This is a genomic window from Pseudomonas shiyinii (assembly GCF_056725765.1).
The window spans coordinates 1,068,251-1,087,828 of record NZ_CM161522.1 but is presented as its reverse complement, the minus strand read 5'-3'; the positions used below and the strand labels follow the sequence as shown (position 1 = coordinate 1,087,828).

Genomic DNA, 19,578 nt, shown 5'->3' with positions numbered 1-19,578 from the left:
GAATCAGATGCTCCCGATTTTTTCTTTGTTGAGGGTGATCCAGTTCTGCAGATCCTCGTCGCTCATCCACTCAGTATTGTTATCGCTGGAGTAGACAAAACCTTCAGGAACTTTTTTACCGTCTTTGATTCGCTCCGGGCAAGTCGCCCAGTCATTGATCACAGGCAAAATCTTGAAGTGCTCAGGGTATTCATAAGTGTAATAAGCATCTTCAGCACTGATCATCTGCTCGTGCAGTTTTTCACCAGGGCGAATACCCACAACTTTTTGCTTGGCGTTTGGTGCGACGACTCGGGCCAAATCAGTCACTTTCATCGACGGGATCTTCTTCACATAGATCTCACCGCCCTCCATGTCCTCAAAGGCATGCCACACCAGCTCGACCCCTTCCTCCAGAGAAATCATGAAACGGGTCATACGATCATCGGTGATTGGGAGCTCCCCCTTATCCTTGATGGACATGAAGAAGGGGATTACCGAGCCACGGGAACCCATGACATTGCCGTAACGGACAACCGCCATCCGAGTGTCATGACCACCTGCGTAGGAGTTACCCGCAACGAACAGTTTGTCGGATGCCAGCTTGGTAGCCCCATACAGGTTGATTGGGCTACTTGCTTTGTCTGTAGAGAGGGCAACGACACGCTTTACACCCTTATCGATGCATGCATCGATAAGGTTCATTGCACCGTTAATGTTGGTCTTGATGCACTCAAACGGGTTGTATTCAGCCGTTGGCACGATTTTGGTAGCAGCGGCATGAACAACGTAATCAACCCCATCGAGGGCTCGGTAGAGACGATCCTTGTCACGAACGTCGCCGATGAAAAAACGCACACGCGAATCACCTTCAAATTTCTTGGCCATGTCCCATTGCTTCATCTCGTCCCGGGAAAAGATGATGATCTTTTTCGGGTTGTATTTGGCGAGAGTCATAGGCACAAAGGTGTTACCGAAGGAGCCGGTACCGCCTGTGATGAGGATGGTTTTGTTGGTGAACATTGACACGTCCCTTAGTGGCTACCTGACCAAAATCAGGATTGGAAAATACGGTACTGTGCTGATGTCAAACGGAAGTAGCTCCATGACTTCCAGCACAGAATGCATAGAAAGCTCATGCACAAGCCCATAGGCACTGCTAGCAGAGCCCGATAGTGTGCAAAAGCCCAAGTTGTCAAAACGAATACCAGCAGGCTGGCGATATGGCTATGGATAATCGGCTTGTCATATCCCTGCGCATACAACGCAAAATGCGGAACCATGCCAATGACATATAACACAGTCGCTAGAAGAAGCCAGGGAAACAAAGCTAACTGGGCGCTATAAAGCGGTTTATCGAGCCATGACAACAACGGCTCAATGAGTAGCAATGCAACTACCGCAAAGCAGACTGAAAGGCTTACCGTTTGAACCAGTAGTTTATGGACACCCTGACGAAAACTTACAGCACTCTGCCCCTGATAAGCGCTGATAAGCCCTGGATATATAAACGCAAAAACGCCCGCATCGAGAAATGAAATAAGCGCGGAACAAATACCCATAAAAAGCACATAAGCACCGAGAACGTCCAAGCCCGCCAAATGTTGAACCCAATAGCGGTCAAGGGTAAACAAGCCACGAATCGCCAATGTCGCGATTAACAGCGCCAAAGCGACTTTCAGCCCCTTTGAAATCCAGCGCCAATCTACCTTTGTATGCCACCCAGACAGCCCCATGCGTTTGACCCGGTAGCATCCCAGCAGTAGTGCCATTGCACTGCCAATACTCCATGCCCCCAATACCATATTCAATGTACGGGTATCTGCGTCAACAAACATCAACACTGTCAACAATACAGCCCATACACCTGAACGTAAAAATAAAACCAGGCTGGCATATAACTGGTCTGAAACAGCCACTAATAAACGCCCTAACTCTTGGGTCAGGTGTTCAAGCACCAGAAGTACAAAAAACCAGCCAACCACAGAATGGGGTAATAAACCTTTCAAAAAAATCAGCCCCAGTAAGGGCAGAAAGATTATATATAGAACCAGCGTGAGAGCACCTTGAGCCTTGAGGAATCCGCCCCATTGATCTCGACCAAACTTGAGCAGTTCTCGTGTTGTATAAGTATAAAAATCAAAACCCAGCAAATACAGCGAGTACGTGATCGTAGCAGCCAACAATCCATAAACCCCTAAATCAGCAGGCTCAAGAAAGCGAGCAAGAAAGAAGATCAGCAGAAATTTGCTGGCCAGCGTCATGCCGCGAAGTGCAATATTAATAAGCTGTGGGAAATTGCGTACGCGCATTAGGCTTAATCGGTTTAAGGTTGGCACTGCAAAGCAGTAATTTCTTAAAAACGCCTTTGAAGCCAAGCTGAACTCTGGCTCTAGGCACGCTACCGCCCCAGGATTTTCCGTTCATTTCCTGAGAACGCTGTATTTGCGCTTTCACCCCTGCGTGCAGCACCACCAGCCTCTCAGCGAGCCGCTATATCAGCTAACGGCACGCTAACCTGGTGGCGGCGACGGAGCAGTTGGATCAGCAGAATGACTCGATCCTCACCATCCATTGCCATGAAAATGCCATCAAGCTCGGCGTAATTGCCGGCTGCAAGCCGAACATTATCGCCGACCTCGTAGGCGGTTGTTAACTCAATTTCTGCCCGTTGCAGAAGGTCACCGACAAGCCTTTCGCTAACGGCCAAGGGGCGCCCGCCAAAGCTCACAACGTTGCTAACCCCACGGGTAGACCGTAATGGAGACCAGTTGGAATCATCGAACATTTGGATAAATAAGTAGCCTGGAAACAAAGATTCAATCTTCGTTTGCAGATGCCCACGCACAAGCCGCCCACGTTTACATCTAGGCCTGGCACACACATACCCTTGCCGCATGAGATTCTCTTCTGCGCGTTCATCTTGCCTAGGCTTGCATTGAACCAGATACCAGCTTTGCTGCTTCATTTCTGGGGCGCTTCAAGCGTTTCCAAATTCATATTCGACTCAACCCACCAATATCCGAACCTATCCAGCACCGAAGGTCATACTTCCCTGCGGCACCGTAGTCACTCGGAGCTTGCTACCTAGAGCCCTGAGATAACCTTCTTTCCGTAAGATTACCAGTAACCCCTTAACCGATCACTATCGATTACACGTTCGGTAAATGGCATCGCAGAAAAGCATCAGATGAGGCCTCTACACCGCCCTACGCGCCTACAATCCGAGGCAGGGGAGCAACCTCTATACGTGCCATCTGATGTATACGAGCCTGAGCCACATGACGCAGGAGCGCCACCACAACACCCAAGCAGCAACCCAACACCAACCCCAACACCAGGAACATTCCTTTCTTTGGCCATACGGCATTCACAGGGTCCACCGCCAAACGGTCAACGGAAACCAGCTGCAGCGTGCTCATGTCAGTACTGATAGCAGAAAGCCGAGAACGCTCAGCTCTCAGCGCCTCGATCCCCTTGAAGAAAAGCTCATCGTTCTGTCGCCCCCTCAGCGCCTGAACGTTACGGTTATTTTCTAACAGTAACAGCTCCTTTCGGAGCTCCGCGACTCGCGGGTCAGCAAAATCATCTGAGGTGCGGTTACGCAAGGCACGCTGCTCAGCCTCAAGCACATCTGTCCCCATAAAATACAAAGGAATTTGCTGATTGATAACCTCAGTACGAATCACATTACCGGTGGATTCAGTATCAGCCTGCCCCAGGCTCGACGGTGTGGACGGGCGCTTCAAACCCAGAGACCGAGCGATCGAAATAGCCTCATTGAGCTGAGCAATTCGGTTATCTCGACGCAGCTTTAACTGTAAGCGCAAAGCACGCAACTCATCGTTCAGACGAGCACGCTTTATCGTGTCAGCCTCTAGCAGTTCGGCAATCCGGCCATCTTTCTCAGCGGAATAATCTACGCGTGCGGCATCCAGCTTGGTATCCACCTCTTTGATACGGTTCTGAATGATGACCTTCAGATCCCTGGAAATCTGCTGCTGCTCGCTCACAATTGCATATTGAACGAGGCCGTTCAGAATGGACTTCCCATCCAAGCCTTCTGGATAGCGCATTTCCAGACCAATATAGGCCTTCAATAGGTCTGTTTTCTTAGGGTCTGGCTGGATGAGCCTCAACGCCTTGAAGTTGAACTCTTCAAACGCCTGCTCCAATGTACGGCCATCCTTCATGAAGGCCGCCTGCAAAGAGGAATTGGAACGGAAGTAGCCTAAGCGGGTGTCATAAGAGTCAAGCGCCGAACCGACACGCTTCAGTGCCTCGCTCGGCGGAAGGGAATAAACCTGGGTACGGTTCAGCTCATCCAAGTCATTCAGAGCAGCAGGGCGCAGAGTGGTGCTAACCTCATACTCTGGTGTAACACTGAAAGCATAGATTCCCGCAACCATCATGCAGCATATGGCAACAACTCCGATCAATAGCTTCTGTCGCCAAATCGATCGGAGCATTGCCAATAGATCTATTTCATCCTGAGAAATTGCATGCGGAGCTGGAACGATGCTGGTCATGACACTGCCTGTCTGTGGAAAATTACCAAACCTGACAGGAACAGTTATTTCGCCATCATCGCCTAATAGCTAGAATCAGCCTGCTGAACCATCCCTGTCCGGTGCGGACGAATGGGTTCATTGTGACAGCTCGGCTCTAAAGATACCAGCATAAGGCTATCATCAGATCAAGCCTGCCTTCTCCTACGCCCACTCATCTCAGCCTTAAGATGGCGCAAGAACGCGAGCCCTCCACCCAAGGCAAGCCCCATAACCAAACCAAGCATCACAATGATCAATTTTTTAGGTTTTACCGGCTTATCTGGAGACTCAACAGCCCCATCCTGCCTATAGACTTGTATCACGCCCGGATCAATCTGCAACGTACGATAAAACGCCAACACCTCTTGCCGTTGCCGCAAATTCTTCACGAACGCATCATCTGACGTACGCTTACGAAGGTTGTCGATTTCAGCCTCCAAAGCCTTGGTACCACGCATGTACATCAAAGAGCCGTCCATGCCAGCCGAAACCTCACTCGACAAGGTGTTCGAGATGATCGGTGGCTTCTCAAGGCCAATGGATTTGGCTACACGCAACGCTTCTGTCAGCTGGATAATCTGGTCTTCGCGCTGTTTCCGTGCGCTTTCCAGCGCGGCGTTGATCTGCTGCTCCAGGTTGTTAGCCTTGATCGTGGCGTCAGCCTTCACGTCCCTGACCACCTCTGTCCGCCCACGACGGCCCGCCATTTCCAGATAACGGACAACCCATTCGGCAGCTTGCTGGGGATCGGATACGTTAGCCTTTACGAAGAAACGATTAGGTGTTTCCTTGGCAGCGACACCAAGCGAAAGGACATCCTGAAACCGACTGTACAATTCATCCTGCGACCCACTGCGCTCATCCTCAGGTAGGCTAGGCAGATAGACGCTCCGGAAGAATTCCCTGCGCAACGACTCCGACTGAAGATTCCGCAGATAAATGTCATAGACATCCTTCACCGTCAGCATGCTCAAACCCGTGTTCCCACCGCGACCATAATTCAGCGGGGAGACATCATTTTGAGTCGGGGGTTGCACAAAAACCTTCGCCTCATACACAGGCTTGGCCAGAAACGCATACGCCACCGCAATCGCCGTCACGACTACAGTCGTCACGAGGATCAACACCTTCTGCTTCCACAATCCCTCGATCAGCTCGAAAAGGTCAATCTCGTCACCAGTACTACTCAGGCGCTCAGGTTCGTTGCGCATCTATTCTGTTTTTCCTTGGGTCACGTCTATCCGCATGCTCCGGTAGCCCATCAACCAACCGACCGTCCGTCGGTGGCGCAAGCCACTCAATTGAAGCGTAGCGTCATTTTGCCAACACGCTCAAGAACCGCCTTACGCCTTAAGCATTAATCAGCAGTAGAGGGAACCCGACCAAAGAAGTTCCCTGCTTTCCGACCAAAATTTACCTTGCCGCCAAACGGCACTCACGGAATTGTGACGTCCAGCTCATACCCCAGCTCCTCGTAACGTAGCCGCAAGGCTCGGGCCAGGACCAGCTTCGCCCTCCCCTCTCCATGCACCAGCACCACTCGCCTCGCCGGCTGGCCCTGGCCGAGGGCAAACCGTACCAACCCTGCCTGGTCCGCATGTGCGGAATACCCTTCGAGTGTCATTACCTTCGCACGTATCTCATAACGCACTTGATCCAACTCGACCCATGCCGTCCTGTCCGCGCCACTGCTCGCCTGGATCACCGCACCCGGCGTACCTCTGGCCTGGTAGCCCACGAACATCACCTCATGCCGCGGATCCTCGAGCATGGCCTTGAGGTAATTGACGATCCGTCCACCCGAGCACATGCCATTGCCGGCGATAACGATGGCGGGTCGGCCGGTGCTCTTGAGGTAGTTGACCACCTGCTGGTGCTTGGCATGGGTATCGATGCAGATCAGTTGGCGGAAACCCAATGGCTTGCGGCCTTCGCCCAGGCGTTGCCTGGCTTCGGTGTTCCAGTAGTCGTGCAGCTCGCGGTAGGCCTGGGTCACGCGCTGGGCCAAGGGGGAGTCGAGGATGATGGGGAGTTGGGACCAATCCAGCGGGTCGGTACCGGGCTTTTCTTCATCGCTCAGCAGCGCCTTGCGGTGGAGGATGTCTTCCAGCTCGTAGAGCAGCTCTTGTGTTCGGCCCAGGCTGAATGCCGGGATGAGGATGGTGCCTTGGTCCGCGAGGGCGCGGTCGATGGCGGACTCCAGGCGTTGTTGGCGCTCGCTGCGGTCTGGGTGCAGGCGGTCGCCGTAGGTGCTTTCGAGCACCAGGATGTCGGCGCGTTCGGGTGGCTGCAGGGCGCGTAGCAGTGGGCTGTCGGGGGCGCCGAGGTCGCCTGAGAAGACGATGCGGGTTGTGGTGGCTTGGCTGGGGTAGCGGATATCGCACTCGACATAGGCAGAGCCCAGCAGGTGCCCGGCGCGCTGGAGGCGGATGCGGCATTCGAGGTCGGGGGTTTGGGTGATGGTGTGCCACTGGCCGAAGGGTAACGGGACGACCAGGCGGTTCAGCAGGTCCAGGTAGCGGGCGATCTGTGCGGGTTCGCTGGAGATGCCGAGGCGGTAGGCGTCTTCGAGGATCAGCGGCAGGAGTTTTGCGGAGGGCTCGCTGCACAGGATCGGGCCTCGGTAGCCGGCGGCCAGGAGTGCGGGGATGCGGCCGACGTGGTCGAGGTGGACGTGGGTGATGATCAGGGCCTGGATGCCGGTGATGGCGAAATCGAGGGGGGTGGTTTGGCTGTTGGGGGTGGCGTCGGTGCCTTGCTCCAGGCCGCAGTCGATCAATAGGCTGCTGGTGCTGTCGAGGTGGAGTTGGTGGCAGGAACCGGTGACGCTGCGGGTGGCGCCGTGGTGTGAGAGGTTGGGGTAGTCCATGCCGGTGAGGCCTTCCCTGTGCGGATTGGAATTGGGTATTAGTCCATGCGGCTTGGAGGGAGTTACAGGGCGGGCTTCCTACATGAATGTAGGAAATATCTGATTGGTGAGTGGGTTGTGGAGGTTTGGGAGAATGCTGGGGGCGCTTTGCGCGCCTTTCGCGGCGCAGGCCGTTCCCATAGGGAGCGGCGCAATCTCGGTGGGAGCTGGCGACAGCCTGCGATGAGCTGCAAAGCAGCCCCAAGCCTCGAATGGTGGAGCCCTTACCAGACTTAAGGGGCCGCTTCGCGGCCCATCGCAGGCTATCGCCAGCTCTCATAGAACAACGCATAACTCATTGATTTAACGAGGCCTGTGGGAGCGGGCTTGTCCCGCGATCAAGGGCGAAGCCCTTGCCATACAGCTGCGGCGGCTGGGCCGGCCCAATCGCGGGACAAGCCCGCTCCCACAGAAGAAGGCGGCGCTAACCACTTGTTCTCTGCGCGACAGCGCAGCCCAAAGGGCTGGGTGATCTCCCACGAAGCAAGCGGAGCCTGGGCCGTATTTATACAGCTGAGAAACCAAACGAAGGCAATTTGAGCTTGTCCAGCGTCATAGAATCTCCCACAGGGATCGCAGGGGCTGGGAGATCGGGTTGTGGTTGCGGGGATGCGGTGTATGGCACCGGCATTGCCGGTGATCGCGGGCCAAGCCCGCCCCCACAGGTTTGGGCTGCGCGCGGAAGTGGGTCAGTTACCGGAGAGGGCAGCCTGGCGGGCGGAGGCGCGGATCTTGCGCTTGCTGCGCAGCACGCCGTAGGCACCGAGCAAGGGGCCGACGGCGAGGCCGATGACCAGGGCGGCGATGACCAGCACGGCTACCGGCACGGCGGGGGCGGCCCAGCCGAACAGGATCAGGGAGACGCTTTGCTGGTTCTCCAGCACGAAGAACAGCACCACGGCTGCCAGCAGCAGCACGAACAACGCCGCCACGGCGCGCTTGAGGTTACGCATCAGACTGCTCCTTCTGCCCTTCAGGTGTGGGCGTGTTCTTCTTCGTTGACCCGGTCGCGCAATTCCTTGCCGGGCTTGAAGTGCGGGACATACTTGCCTTCAAGGCTCACCGATTGGCCGGTCTTCGGGTTGCGGCCTACGCGGGGTGAGCGGTAGTGCAAGGAAAAGCTGCCAAAGCCACGGATCTCGATGCGATCGCCGGTGGCCAGGCACTGGGACATCTGTTCAAGCATGGTCTTGATGGCCAACTCCACGTCCTTGGACGAGAGCAGCCCTTGATGGGTGACAATACGTTCGATCAGCTCCGACTTCGTCATATTTTTCCCTTCGTTATCAAGCAGCTAGATCATTGCTTAACCAGTTTGTAGCACGCTCTGAAAGATTTGAACAGGGTGCATCTTGACTTAATAAAAAAATTCAAGAATGGGTGGGGCGCGAACCCGAGTGGTAGAGGGACTTGAGCGTAGGGAGGCTGGGTGAGGGGCTGGCTGCGCGGGCTGGGCGTGGAAGGGCCGTGAACAGTGGCGCTTGGGCGGGCGCTATCGCGGGGCAAGCCCGCTCCCACAGGGGGGTAGCGTGGGAAGGGCAAAAAAAAGGGCGACCCGAAGGTCGCCCCTTTTTACCGATCAAACAGAACTCAGTTCTGCTTGGCCATAGCTTCGCGCAGCAGCGCAGCCATGGTGGTGTCGGCAGCAGCTTCCGGAGCGTTTTTCAGGCTCTGGATAGCTTCGCGCTCTTCAGCGTCGTCCTTCGACTTGATGGACAGGCTGATGACGCGGGACTTGCGGTCAACGCTGATGATCTTGGCTTCGATCTCGTCGCCTTCCTTCAGGACGTTACGCGCGTCTTCAACGCGGTCACGGCTGATTTCGGAAGCCTTCAGAGTAGCTTCGATGTCGTCGGCCAGGGTGACGATGGCGCCTTTGGCGTCAACTTCCTTGACGGTACCCTTGACGATAGCGCCCTTGTCGTTCAGAGCAACGAAGTTGGAGAACGGATCGTCTTCCAGTTGCTTGATACCCAGGGAGATACGCTCGCGCTCTGGGTCGACCGACAGGATGACGGTTTCCAGCTCGTCGCCCTTCTTGAAGCGACGTACGGCTTCTTCGCCGGACTCGTTCCAGGAGATGTCGGACAGGTGAACCAGGCCGTCGATGCCGCCGTCCAGGCCAATGAAGATACCGAAGTCGGTGATCGACTTGATGGTACCGGTGATCTTGTCACCCTTGTTGAACTGGCTGGAGAAGTCTTCCCATGGGTTGGACTTGCACTGCTTGATGCCCAGGGAGATACGACGACGCTCTTCGTCGATGTCCAGAACCATGACTTCCACTTCGTCGCCAACCTGAACGACTTTCGACGGGTGGATGTTCTTGTTGGTCCAGTCCATTTCGGAAACGTGTACCAGACCTTCAACGCCTTCTTCCAGCTCAGCGAAGCAGCCGTAGTCGGTCAGGTTGGTCACGCGAGCCTGTACGCGGGTACCTTCTGGGTAGCGGGCAGTGATAGCTACCCACGGATCTTCGCCCATCTGCTTCAGACCCAGGGAAACGCGGTTGCGCTCACGGTCGAACTTCAGGACGCGAACGTCGACTTCGTCACCAACGTTGACGATTTCCGACGGGTGCTTGATGCGCTTCCAAGCCATGTCGGTGATGTGCAGCAGGCCGTCGATGCCGCCCAGGTCCACGAAGGCGCCGTAGTCGGTGAGGTTCTTGACGATACCCTTGACCTGTTGGCCTTCCTGCAGGGTTTCCAGCAGGGCTTCGCGCTCGGCGCTGTTCTCGGCTTCCAGCACGCTGCGACGGGAAACGACAACGTTGTTGCGCTTCTGGTCCAGCTTGATGACCTTGAACTCCAGCTCTTTGCCTTCCAGGTGGGTGGTGTCGCGCACAGGGCGGACATCGACCAGGGAGCCCGGCAGGAACGCACGGATGCCGTTAACGTCGACAGTGAAGCCGCCCTTAACCTTACCGTTGATAACGCCCTTGACCACTTCTTCGGCGGCGAAAGCTGCTTCCAGAACAATCCAGCACTCGGCGCGCTTGGCTTTTTCACGGGACAGCTTGGTTTCGCCAAAGCCGTCTTCGACCGCGTCCAGCGCAACGTGAACTTCGTCACCGACCTTGATGGTCAGCTCGCCAGCTTCGTTGATGAACTGCTCGAGCGGGATGACGCCCTCGGACTTCAGGCCAGCGTGAACGGTAACCCAGTCGCCGTCGATGTCGACAACGATACCGGTGATGATCGCGCCCGGCTGAAGATTGAGGGTTTTCAGGCTTTCTTCAAAGAGTTCTGCAAAGCTTTCGCTCATTTTAATTCCTGTAGATTCGGGCGAAACAGACGCCCATAGCCACATTCCAGACAATGTGGGTTTCGTTCATATAAAGGAAAGCCGGCAGGACGTTGACTGGTGACCCTGCCTGCTTCCCTGGTTATCAGAGCAGATCGCGCTGGGCGAGCTCGCTCCTGATACGTTGCAACACCTGCTCGATGGACAACTCGGTGGAGTCCAGCTGGATGGCATCGGCCGCTGGTTTCAACGGGGCCACCGCACGCTGGGTGTCGCGCTCATCGCGCGCACGGATCTCATCCAGCAGACTCGCCAGACTAACATCATCGCCCTTGCCCTTCAACTGCAAATAACGGCGTCGTGCGCGTTCCTCCGCACTGGCGGTGAGGAACACTTTCAAGGGCGCGTCCGGGAACACCACGGTGCCCATGTCGCGACCATCGGCGATCAGCCCGGGGGCTTCGCGGAAGGCGCGCTGGCGCTGCAGCAACGCTTCGCGCACCGCCGGCAGGGAGGCGACCATGGAGGCGCCGGCGCCGACTGTTTCGGTGCGGATCACATTGCTGACATCCTCACCCTCGAGGATGATCTGTTGAAGCTTACCCGGTTCGGCAGCGATGAACTGCACATCCAGATGGGCGGCCAGGGCCTTGAGCAGCTCTTCGTTGGTCAGGTCGACGCCGTGGTTGGTGGCGTTGAAGGCCAGCAGGCGGTACAGGGCGCCGGAGTCCAGCAGCCTCCAGCCCAGTTCGCGGGCGAGGATGCCGGCGACGGTGCCCTTGCCCGAGCCGCTTGGCCCATCGATGGTGATGACCGGCGCTTGGGAATTCACGGCTTGCCCTCTTCTGCGACGCGGATACCGACTTCGGCGCACAGCGCCAGGAAGTTGGGGAACGAGGTGGCGACGTTGGCGCAGTCATGGATGCGGATCGGTGCGCTGGCACGCAGCGAAGCGACGCTGAAGGCCATGGCGATGCGGTGGTCGCCGTGGCCATGCACTTCGCCGCCGCCGATCTGGCCGCCGTCGATGATGATGCCGTCCGGGGTCGGCTGGCACTTCACACCCAGGGTCAGCAGGCCATCGGCCATGACCTGGATGCGGTCCGATTCCTTGACCCGCAGCTCCTCGGCACCACGCAGCACGGTGCGCCCTTCGGCGCAAGCCGCGGCGACGAACAGCACCGGGAATTCGTCGATGGCCAGCGGCACGAGCGCTTCGGGAATGTCGATACCCTTGAGCTTGGCACCGCGCACGCGCAGGTCGGCCACCGGCTCGCCGCCGACTTCACGCTGGTTTTCCAGGGTGATGTCGCCGCCCATCAGGCGCAGGATGTCGATCACGCCGGTACGGGTCGGGTTGATGCCCACGTGCTCGAGCACCAGCTCCGAGCCTTCGGCGATGGAGGCCGCGACCAGGAAGAAGGCGGCCGAGGAGATGTCGGCCGGTACTTCGATGCGGGTGGCGCTGAGCTTGCCGCCAGCCTTGAGCGATGCCACCGGGCCATTAGTCTGCACGTCGTAGCCGAAGCCACGCAGCATGCGCTCGGTGTGGTCGCGGGTCGGCGCCGGCTCGGTGACGGTGGTGGTGCCTTCGGCATACAGGCCGGCCAGCAGCAGGCAGGATTTGACCTGGGCACTGGCCATCGGCAGGGTGTAGTCCAGGGCCTTGAGTTTGTGGCCACCGCGGATGGTCAGCGGCGGGCGGCCTTCAGGGCCGGTCTCGACCACGGCACCCATTTCGCGCAGCGGGTTGGCCACACGGTTCATCGGGCGCTTGGACAGCGACGCGTCGCCGGTCATGGTCACGTCGAACGGCTGGCCGGCCAGCAGGCCCGAGAGCAGGCGCATGGAGGTGCCGGAGTTGCCGAGGTAGATCGGCCCGGGTGGCGGCTTGAGGCCGTGCAGGCCGACGCCGTGGATGGTCACGCGGCCATGGTGCGGGCCTTCGATGACCACGCCCATGTCGCGGAAGGCTTGCAGGGTCGCCAGGGCATCCTCGCCTTCGAGGAAGCCTTCGACCTCGGTGGTGCCTTCGGCCAGCGAGCCAAGCATGATCGAGCGGTGGGAAATCGACTTGTCGCCCGGAACGCGGATCCGTCCGGACAGGCGGCCACCAGGTTGGGCCAGGAAAATCAGATCGTTGGCGTTCATAGCGTCCACATAGGCCCGGCGGGCCAGGATTTTACTGAAATGCTCGCGGGCAACCCGGGCGCGGGTGAACACACCCAGCAGCTGGTGCCCGTCCCCTGCATCGACCGCGTCGCGCAAGGCGTCGAGGTCGCTGCGAAATGTATCCAGGGTGCGCAGGACAGCCTCGCGGTTGGCGAGGAAGATGTCGTGCCACATGATCGGGTCGCTGCCGGCGATTCTCGTGAAATCGCGGAAGCCTCCCGCAGCGTACCGGAAGATCTCCAGGTTTTCATTGCGCTTGGCCAGGGAGTCGACCAAACCGAACGCCAGCAGGTGCGGCAGGTGGCTGGTGGCGGCCAGGACTTCGTCGTGGCGCTCCACCGGCATGTGTTCCACATCGGCGTCCAGCGCACGCCACAGGCGGTCGACCAGGGCCAGGGCGGCGGGGTCGGTTTCCGGCAGCGGCGTGAGGATGACTTTGTGGCGGCGGAACAGGGTGGCGTTGGAGGCCTCTACTCCGCTCTGCTCGGAACCGGCGATCGGGTGGCCCGGGACGAAGCGCGGCAGGCGTTCGGCGAAGGCTTCGCGGGCGGCGCGCACGACATTGCCCTTGGCGCTGCCGACGTCGGTGATGATGGCGTCGCCCAGGTCCAGGCGGGCCAGGTGGGCGAGCACCTTTTCCATGGCCAGGATGGGCACGGCCAGCTGGATGACGTCGGCACCGACACAGGCGGCGGCCAGGTCCGCTTCGCAGCGGTCGACCACGCCCAGGGACACGGCCAGCTTGCGCGACTGGGCATCCAGGTCGACGCCGACCACTTCCCGGCACAGGCCGCTTTCGCGCAGGCCCTTGGCGAAGGAGCCGCCGATCAGGCCGAGGCCTACCACGACCAGGCGGTTGATGATTGGTGCGGGTTTGGTGCTTGCTGCGTTTACCACTGATGCGAACCCTGTGCTGAAATCTGGACAGTCTGTGAGACCGCAGGGGGCTGCTCTGCAGCCCATCGCCGGCAAGCCAGCTCCCACAGGGGGCGGACAAATCTCATAGATTCCGCTGTACCTGCGGGAATGGTGACCACATGGGCTGTCTTGCCGCCCATCGCAGGCAAACCAGCGCCTACAGGGACCACACAAACCTGCAGGCTTGCACTGTACCTGTGGGAGCTGGCTTGCCAGCGATGGGGCGCGCAGCGGCCCCGGCGACGCTGAATCAAAGCACCGCCTTCGGATACGACCCCAGCACCTTGAGCGCCACGGCTTCCTGGCTGATCTGCTCCAGCACCGCCTTGATCAACGGGTCGCGGTGGTGGCCGACGAAGTCGATGAAGAACACGTACGTCCACTTGCCGCTGCGCGACGGACGGGTCTCGATGCGGGTCAGGTCGATGCCGTTCTCGTGGAACGGCACCAGCAGCTCGTGCAGCGCCCCCGGTTTGTTGCTCATAGAGACGATGATCGAGGTCTTGTCGTCGCCGGTCGGCGGCACTTCCTGGTTGCCGATCATCAGGAAGCGCGTGGAGTTGTCCGGGCGGTCCTCGATCTTCTCGGCCAGACGGGTCAGGCCGTACAGGTTCGCCGCCATGTCGCCGGCGATGGCCGCCGAATTCCACTCACCCTTGACCCGCTTGGCCGCCTCGGCGTTGCTGGACACCGCCACGCGCTCGACATTCGGGTAATGGGCGTCCAGCCATTTGCGGCACTGGGCCAGGGACTGGGCGTGGGAGTAGATGCGGGTGATGCTGTTGGTCTTGGTGTTCTCACCCACCAGCAGGTGGTGGTGGATGCGCAGCTCGACTTCGCCGCAGATCACCATGTCATGCTCGAGGAAGCTGTCCAGGGTGTGGCTGACCGCACCTTCGGTGGAGTTTTCCACAGGCACCACGCCAAAGTTGACGGCACCGGCGGCCACTTCACGGAACACTTCGTCGATGGCCGCCATCGGGCGGCTGACCACAGCATGGCCGAAGTGCTTCATGGCGGCAGCCTGGGTGAAGGTGCCCTCAGGGCCGAGGTAGGCGACCTTGAGCGGCTCTTCCAGGGCCAGGCAGGACGACATGATCTCGCGGAACAACCGCGCCATCTCTTCGTTGTCCAGCGGGCCCTTGTTGCGCTCCATGACGCGCTTGAGCACCGCAGCCTCGCGCTCGGGGCGGTAGAACACCGGCTTCTCGCCTTCGGCCAGGGAGGCGGTCTTGACCTTGGCCACTTCCTGGGCGCAACGGGCGCGTTCGCTGATCAGCTCGAGGATCTTCTCGTCGAGGCTGTCGATGCGCACGCGCAGCGCCTTGAGCTCCTGTTCGGACATCAGGCGTGCTCCTTCTCGAATTCAGCCATGTAGGCCACCAGGGCGTCGACCGCCTCCAGGCCCAGGGCGTTGTAGATGGAGGCGCGCATGCCGCCGACCGAGCGATGGCCCTTGAGGTTGAGCAGGCCACGGGCGTCGGCACCGGCCAGGAAGGCTTTGTCCAGGCGCTCGTCGGCCAGGCGGAACGGCACGTTCATCCACGAACGGGCGTTGTGGCTGATCGGGTTGGTGTAGAACTCGCTGGCATCGATGAAGCTGTACAGGCGGTCTTTCTTGGCGCGGTTGCGCTGCTCCATGGCCTCGACGCCGCCCTGCTCCTTGAGCCATTCGAACACCAGGCCCGAGAGGTACCAGGAATAGGTGGCCGGGGTGTTGTACATCGAGCCATTGTCGGCGGCGACCTTGTAGTCGAGCATGGTCGGGCAGCTGCTGCGGGCGTGGCCGAGCAGGTCTTCGCGCACGATCACCACCACCAGGCCGCTGGGGCCGATGTTCTTCTGGGCGCCGGCGTAGATCAGGCCGTACTGGGACACATCGATCGGGCGCGAGAGGATGTCGGAAGACATGTCGACCACCAGGGGCACGTCGCCGGTTTCCGGTACCCAGTCGAACTGCAGGCCACCGATGGTCTCGTTGGACGCATAGTGGACGTAGGCCGCGTTCTTGGTCAGGTTCCACTCGTTCTGGCCCGGGATGGCCAGGTAGTCGTAGGGCTTGGCGCTGGCGGCGACGTTGACGTGACCGAAACGACGCGCTTCCTCGATGGCCTTCTTCGACCAGATCCCGGTCTCGATGTAGTCGGCGGTGCCGCTTTCAGGCAGCAGGTTCAACGGGATCTCGGCGAACTGCTGGCTCGCGCCGCCCTGGAGGAACAGCACCTTGTAGTTGGAGGGGATGGACAGCAGGTCGCGCAGGTCCTGCTCGGCCTTTTCGGCGATGGCCACGTAGTCGTCGCTGCGATGGCTCATCTCCATCACCGACAAGCCCTTGCCACGCCAGTCCAGCATCTCGGCCTGGGCACGCTGCAGGACAGCGTCAGGAAGCGCGGCAGGGCCTGCGCAGAAGTTAAAGGCTCGTTTGCTCACATCCACTCTCGCTCTGCCAAATAGTACAAATCGTTCTTGCAGACCACGCACGGGTCTCTGTAGGAGCGGCCTTGTGCCGCGAAAGGGCCGCAAAGCGGCCCCCAGCTTGCTGCAGCGCCGCTCAAACCCTGGGGCTGCCCTGCAGCCCTTTCGCGGCACAAGGCCGCTCCTACAACGAGACGCGCCGCTACAGCGCAGCCTGCTGTAATCAGTCAAACGGGGCGACCTTGGTCGCCCCGCTCGGGGTGTTGCGTTGGTTTATTCCTGTGGCGCCTCTTCGGCGCCGGCCAGGTCGTCATCCGGTGCGTCGACCTCGACGCCCTCCTCGTCCCCGTCGAGCAGCTCGTCGAGTTCTTCCTCGGAAGGCTCCTGGATACGCTCCAGGCCCACCAACGTCTCGTCGCTGGCCAGCTTGATCAGCGTCACACCCTGGGTGTTACGGCCCAAGCTGGACACCTCGCCAACGCGGGTCCGCACCAGGGTGCCCTGGTCGGAGATCAGCATGATCTCCTCGCCTTCCTGCACCTGGATGGCGCCGATCAGCAGGCCGTTGCGCCCCTTGGTGCCCATGGCGATGACGCCCTGGCCACCCCGGCCGCGACGCGGGAACTTGGACAGCGGGGTCCGCTTGCCGAAGCCACGCTCGGAGGCGGTGAGGATCTGCGCGCCGGACTCCGGGATCAGCATGGAGATCACCTGCTGGCCCTTACCCAGCTTCATGCCACGTACGCCACGGGCGGTACGGCCCATTTCACGCACCACGCTCTCGGCGAAGCGGATCACCTTGCCGGCGTCGGAGAACATCATGACTTCCTTGGCGCCGTCGGTGATGGCCGCGGCGATCAGGGTGTCACCTTCCTTGAGCTTCAGCGCGATCAGGCCGCTGGTACGCGGACGAGCGAACTGGGCCAGCGGGGTCTTCTTGACGGTACCGAAGGCGGTGGCCATGAAGATGTACGCACCGGTCGGCTCGGCCACCCACTCAGGGGTGTCGCCGTCTTCCTCGTCGGCTTCCTCGGCCTCGACCACTTCCCCTTCGAGCACGGTGTCGTCGGCGTCCTCCAGCTCTTCGTCGCCGTCGGCATTCTGCTGCAGGGCCTCCAGGTCGATCTGCAGCATGGCGGTGATGCGCTCACCTTCCTCCAGCGGCAACAGGTTGACCAGTGGGCGACCACGGGCGGCACGGGACGCCTCGGGGATTTCATAGGTCTTGAGCCAGTACACCTTGCCCTTGCTGGAGAACAGCAACAGGGTGGCGTGGCTGTTGGCGACCAACAGGTGTTCGATGTAGTCCTCGTCCTTCACGCCAGTGGCCGACTTGCCCTTGCCGCCGCGGCGCTGGGCCTGGTAGGCGGACAGCGGCTGGGTCTTGGCATAGCCGCCGTGGGAAATGGTCACCACGCGCTCTTCTTCGGGGATCATGTCGCCGTAGCTGAGGTCGTGGGTGGCGTTGAGGATCTCGGTGCGACGGGCATCGCCGTATTCGGCGCGGACCGCTTCGAGCTCCTCGCGGATCACTTCCATCAGGCGCTCGGCACTGCTCAGGATGCGGATCAGCTCGCCGATCTGTTCGAGAATCTCCTGGTACTCGGCCAGCAGCTTCTCGTGCTCCAGGCCGGTCAGGCGGTGCAGGCGCAGGTCCAGGATGGCCTGGGCCTGTTCCGGCGACAGGTAGTACTTGCCGTCACGCAGGCCGTACTGCTCCGGCAGGTCTTCCGGGCGGCAGGAGTCGGCGCCAGCGCGCTCGACCATGACCTGCACGGCGCTGGACTCCCAGGCAGTGCTGACCAGGGCTTCCTTCGCCTCGGACGGGGTCGGCGAGGCCTTGATCAGGGCGATCACCGGGTCGATGTTGGACAGCGCGACCGCCTGGCCTTCGAGGATATGGCCACGCTCGCGGGCCTTGCGCAGCTCGAACACGGTACGGCGGGTCACCACTTCGCGGCGGTGACGGACGAACGCTTCGAGCAGGTCCTTGAGGTTGAGCAGGCGTGGGCGGCCGTCGATCAGGGCGACCATGTTGATGCCGAACACGCTCTGCAACTGGGTCTGCGCATAAAGGTTGTTGAGCACCACCTCCGGCACCTCGCCGCGACGCAGCTCGATGACGATGCGCATGCCGTCCTTGTCGGACTCGTCGCGCAGCTCGGTGATGCCTTCGATCTTCTTCTCTTTGACCAGCTCGGCGATCTTCTCGATCAGCCGCGCCTTGTTCAGCTGGTACGGCAGCTCGGTGACGACGATCTGCTGGCGACCGCCGGTCTTGTCCTTGTCGATGTCCTCGATTTCGGAGCGGGCACGCATATAGATGCGGCCACGGCCGGTGCGGTAGGCCTCGATGATGCCCTGGCGGCCGTTGATCAGGCCGGCGGTGGGGAAGTCGGGGCCGGGAATGAACTGCATCAGCTCATCGACCGACACCTCGGGGTTGTCGATCAGTGCCAGGCAGCCGTCGATGACCTCGCCCAGGTTGTGTGGCGGGATGTTGGTCGCCATGCCCACGGCGATACCGCTGGAACCGTTGACCAGCAGGTTGGGGATCTTGGTCGGCATGACCGCAGGAATCTGCTCGGTGCCGTCGTAGTTGGGCACCCAGTCGACGGTTTCCTTGTGCAGGTCGGCCAGCAGCTCGTGGGCCAGCTTGGCCATGCGCACTTCGGTGTATCGCATGGCTGCGGCGTTGTCGCCGTCCACCGAACCGAAGTTGCCCTGGCCATCGACCAGCAGGTAGCGCAGCGAGAACGGCTGCGCCATGCGCACGATGGTGTCATAGACCGCGGTGTCGCCGTGGGGGTGGTACTTACCGATGACGTCACCGACCACACGGGCGGACTTCTTGTACGGCTTGTTCCAGTCGTTGCCCAGTTCGCTCATCGCGTAGAGAACGCGGCGATGCACGGGCTTCAAGCCGTCACGCGCATCGGGCAGTGCACGCCCGACAATCACGCTCATCGCGTAGTCGAGGTAAGACTGTCTCAGTTCGTCTTCGATATTGACCGGGAGGATTTCTTTGGCCAGTTCGCCCATGAGAAGCCTGATTCCTTTTTCTGGTGAAACTTCGTCGTTTCCCTCGTAGGACGAACGAAGCTCGCCGCCGCAACGCACAGTGGTGCGACGACTTACGACAAATCAATGAGTTGAGCCATGGATCTGCGCAATGAAGGCCGCTTCAACGAGCGGGCCTGGAAACTGCCGGATGGTATCACAAAGGCGTGGGGCGTGGGAGATATGGCAGGGGGTTGGCGTGAATGCTGTGTCGCCTGGGAGATCGAGCGCCGCCCGCGCGGCGCATCGCGAGCTACGCTCGCTCCTACGTTTGTTTCGGGCCAGTTCATCCTGTGGGATTTCCGCGCGGACGCTTTGCTGTACGGCGCG

The 19,578-nt window shown here is 59.8% G+C and carries 14 protein-coding genes; all 14 read right to left on the bottom strand.

Features of this window, described 5'->3' with window-relative positions; all coding sequences use genetic code 11:
* Positions 1–3: 3 nt before the first annotated feature.
* Positions 4–1,002 (bottom strand): UDP-N-acetylglucosamine 4,6-dehydratase (inverting), encoded by a 999-nt coding sequence (pseB, locus tag ACXHGZ_RS05120; RefSeq protein WP_465001826.1) that lies wholly within the window; start codon positions 1,000–1,002, stop codon positions 4–6.
* Positions 1,003–1,034: 32 nt separating this feature from the next.
* The gene (locus tag ACXHGZ_RS05115; RefSeq protein WP_465001825.1) at positions 1,035–2,291 is read right to left on the bottom strand and encodes a lipopolysaccharide biosynthesis protein; all 1,257 of its coding nucleotides are present in this window, start codon (positions 2,289–2,291) and stop codon (positions 1,035–1,037) included.
* 170 nt (positions 2,292–2,461) lie between these two features.
* Positions 2,462–2,947, bottom strand: a complete 486-nt coding sequence (locus ACXHGZ_RS05110; protein ID WP_465001824.1) for a transcription termination/antitermination NusG family protein — start codon at positions 2,945–2,947, stop codon at positions 2,462–2,464.
* A gap of 241 nt (positions 2,948–3,188) precedes the next feature.
* Positions 3,189–4,508, bottom strand: coding sequence for a Wzz/FepE/Etk N-terminal domain-containing protein (locus tag ACXHGZ_RS05105; RefSeq protein WP_480462725.1), 1,320 nt, complete (start codon positions 4,506–4,508; stop codon positions 3,189–3,191).
* A gap of 167 nt (positions 4,509–4,675) precedes the next feature.
* The gene (locus tag ACXHGZ_RS05100; protein ID WP_480462723.1) at positions 4,676–5,740 is read right to left on the bottom strand and encodes an LPS O-antigen chain length determinant protein WzzB; all 1,065 of its coding nucleotides are present in this window, start codon (positions 5,738–5,740) and stop codon (positions 4,676–4,678) included.
* 224 nt (positions 5,741–5,964) lie between these two features.
* The gene (locus ACXHGZ_RS05095; protein ID WP_480462721.1) at positions 5,965–7,398 is read right to left on the bottom strand and encodes an MBL fold metallo-hydrolase RNA specificity domain-containing protein; all 1,434 of its coding nucleotides are present in this window, start codon (positions 7,396–7,398) and stop codon (positions 5,965–5,967) included.
* Between the two features lie 728 nt (positions 7,399–8,126).
* Positions 8,127–8,390, bottom strand: coding sequence for a lipopolysaccharide assembly protein LapA domain-containing protein (locus ACXHGZ_RS05090; protein ID WP_480462719.1), 264 nt, complete (start codon positions 8,388–8,390; stop codon positions 8,127–8,129).
* 20 nt (positions 8,391–8,410) lie between these two features.
* Positions 8,411–8,707: an integration host factor subunit beta gene (gene ihfB, locus ACXHGZ_RS05085; protein WP_084854919.1), complete on the bottom strand. Its 297-nt coding sequence runs from the start codon at positions 8,705–8,707 to the stop codon at positions 8,411–8,413.
* A 320-nt stretch (positions 8,708–9,027) separates the two neighbouring features.
* Positions 9,028–10,704 carry a 30S ribosomal protein S1 gene (gene rpsA / locus ACXHGZ_RS05080; RefSeq protein ID WP_084854918.1) on the bottom strand — a complete coding sequence of 559 codons (1,677 nt, stop codon included), beginning with the start codon at positions 10,702–10,704 and terminating at the stop codon, positions 9,028–9,030.
* A 124-nt stretch (positions 10,705–10,828) separates the two neighbouring features.
* On the bottom strand, positions 10,829–11,515 hold the full coding sequence (gene cmk, locus ACXHGZ_RS05075; RefSeq protein ID WP_084854917.1) for a (d)CMP kinase: 687 nt from the start codon (positions 11,513–11,515) through the stop codon (positions 10,829–10,831).
* Complete coding sequence (locus ACXHGZ_RS05070; protein WP_480463994.1) at positions 11,512–13,719, bottom strand: bifunctional prephenate dehydrogenase/3-phosphoshikimate 1-carboxyvinyltransferase; 2,208 nt, start codon at positions 13,717–13,719, stop codon at positions 11,512–11,514. Before ACXHGZ_RS05070 ends, cmk begins: the two co-directional genes overlap by 4 nt.
* Positions 13,720–14,023: 304 nt before the next feature.
* On the bottom strand, positions 14,024–15,118 hold the full coding sequence (gene pheA, locus ACXHGZ_RS05065; RefSeq protein WP_084854915.1) for a prephenate dehydratase: 1,095 nt from the start codon (positions 15,116–15,118) through the stop codon (positions 14,024–14,026).
* Positions 15,118–16,203 carry a 3-phosphoserine/phosphohydroxythreonine transaminase gene (gene serC, locus ACXHGZ_RS05060; RefSeq protein ID WP_324819145.1) on the bottom strand — a complete coding sequence of 362 codons (1,086 nt, stop codon included), beginning with the start codon at positions 16,201–16,203 and terminating at the stop codon, positions 15,118–15,120. Before serC ends, pheA begins: the two co-directional genes overlap by 1 nt.
* Positions 16,204–16,461: 258 nt before the next feature.
* On the bottom strand, positions 16,462–19,230 hold the full coding sequence (gyrA, locus tag ACXHGZ_RS05055; protein WP_480462717.1) for a DNA gyrase subunit A: 2,769 nt from the start codon (positions 19,228–19,230) through the stop codon (positions 16,462–16,464).
* Positions 19,231–19,578 lie beyond the last annotated feature (348 nt).

Coding starts and splice junctions, on each gene's coding strand:
- pseB (WP_465001826.1), bottom strand. CDS start 1,002: ATGTTCACCAACAAAACCATCCTCATCACAGGCGGTACCGGCTCCTTC.
- ACXHGZ_RS05115 (WP_465001825.1), bottom strand. CDS start 2,291: ATGCGCGTACGCAATTTCCCACAGCTTATTAATATTGCACTTCGCGGC.
- ACXHGZ_RS05110 (WP_465001824.1), bottom strand. CDS start 2,947: ATGAAGCAGCAAAGCTGGTATCTGGTTCAATGCAAGCCTAGGCAAGAT.
- ACXHGZ_RS05105 (WP_480462725.1), bottom strand. CDS start 4,508: ATGACCAGCATCGTTCCAGCTCCGCATGCAATTTCTCAGGATGAAATA.
- ACXHGZ_RS05100 (WP_480462723.1), bottom strand. CDS start 5,740: ATGCGCAACGAACCTGAGCGCCTGAGTAGTACTGGTGACGAGATTGAC.
- ACXHGZ_RS05095 (WP_480462721.1), bottom strand. CDS start 7,398: ATGGACTACCCCAACCTCTCACACCACGGCGCCACCCGCAGCGTCACC.
- ACXHGZ_RS05090 (WP_480462719.1), bottom strand. CDS start 8,390: ATGCGTAACCTCAAGCGCGCCGTGGCGGCGTTGTTCGTGCTGCTGCTG.
- ihfB (WP_084854919.1), bottom strand. CDS start 8,707: ATGACGAAGTCGGAGCTGATCGAACGTATTGTCACCCATCAAGGGCTG.
- rpsA (WP_084854918.1), bottom strand. CDS start 10,704: ATGAGCGAAAGCTTTGCAGAACTCTTTGAAGAAAGCCTGAAAACCCTC.
- pheA (WP_084854915.1), bottom strand. CDS start 15,118: ATGTCCGAACAGGAGCTCAAGGCGCTGCGCGTGCGCATCGACAGCCTC.
- gyrA (WP_480462717.1), bottom strand. CDS start 19,230: ATGGGCGAACTGGCCAAAGAAATCCTCCCGGTCAATATCGAAGACGAA.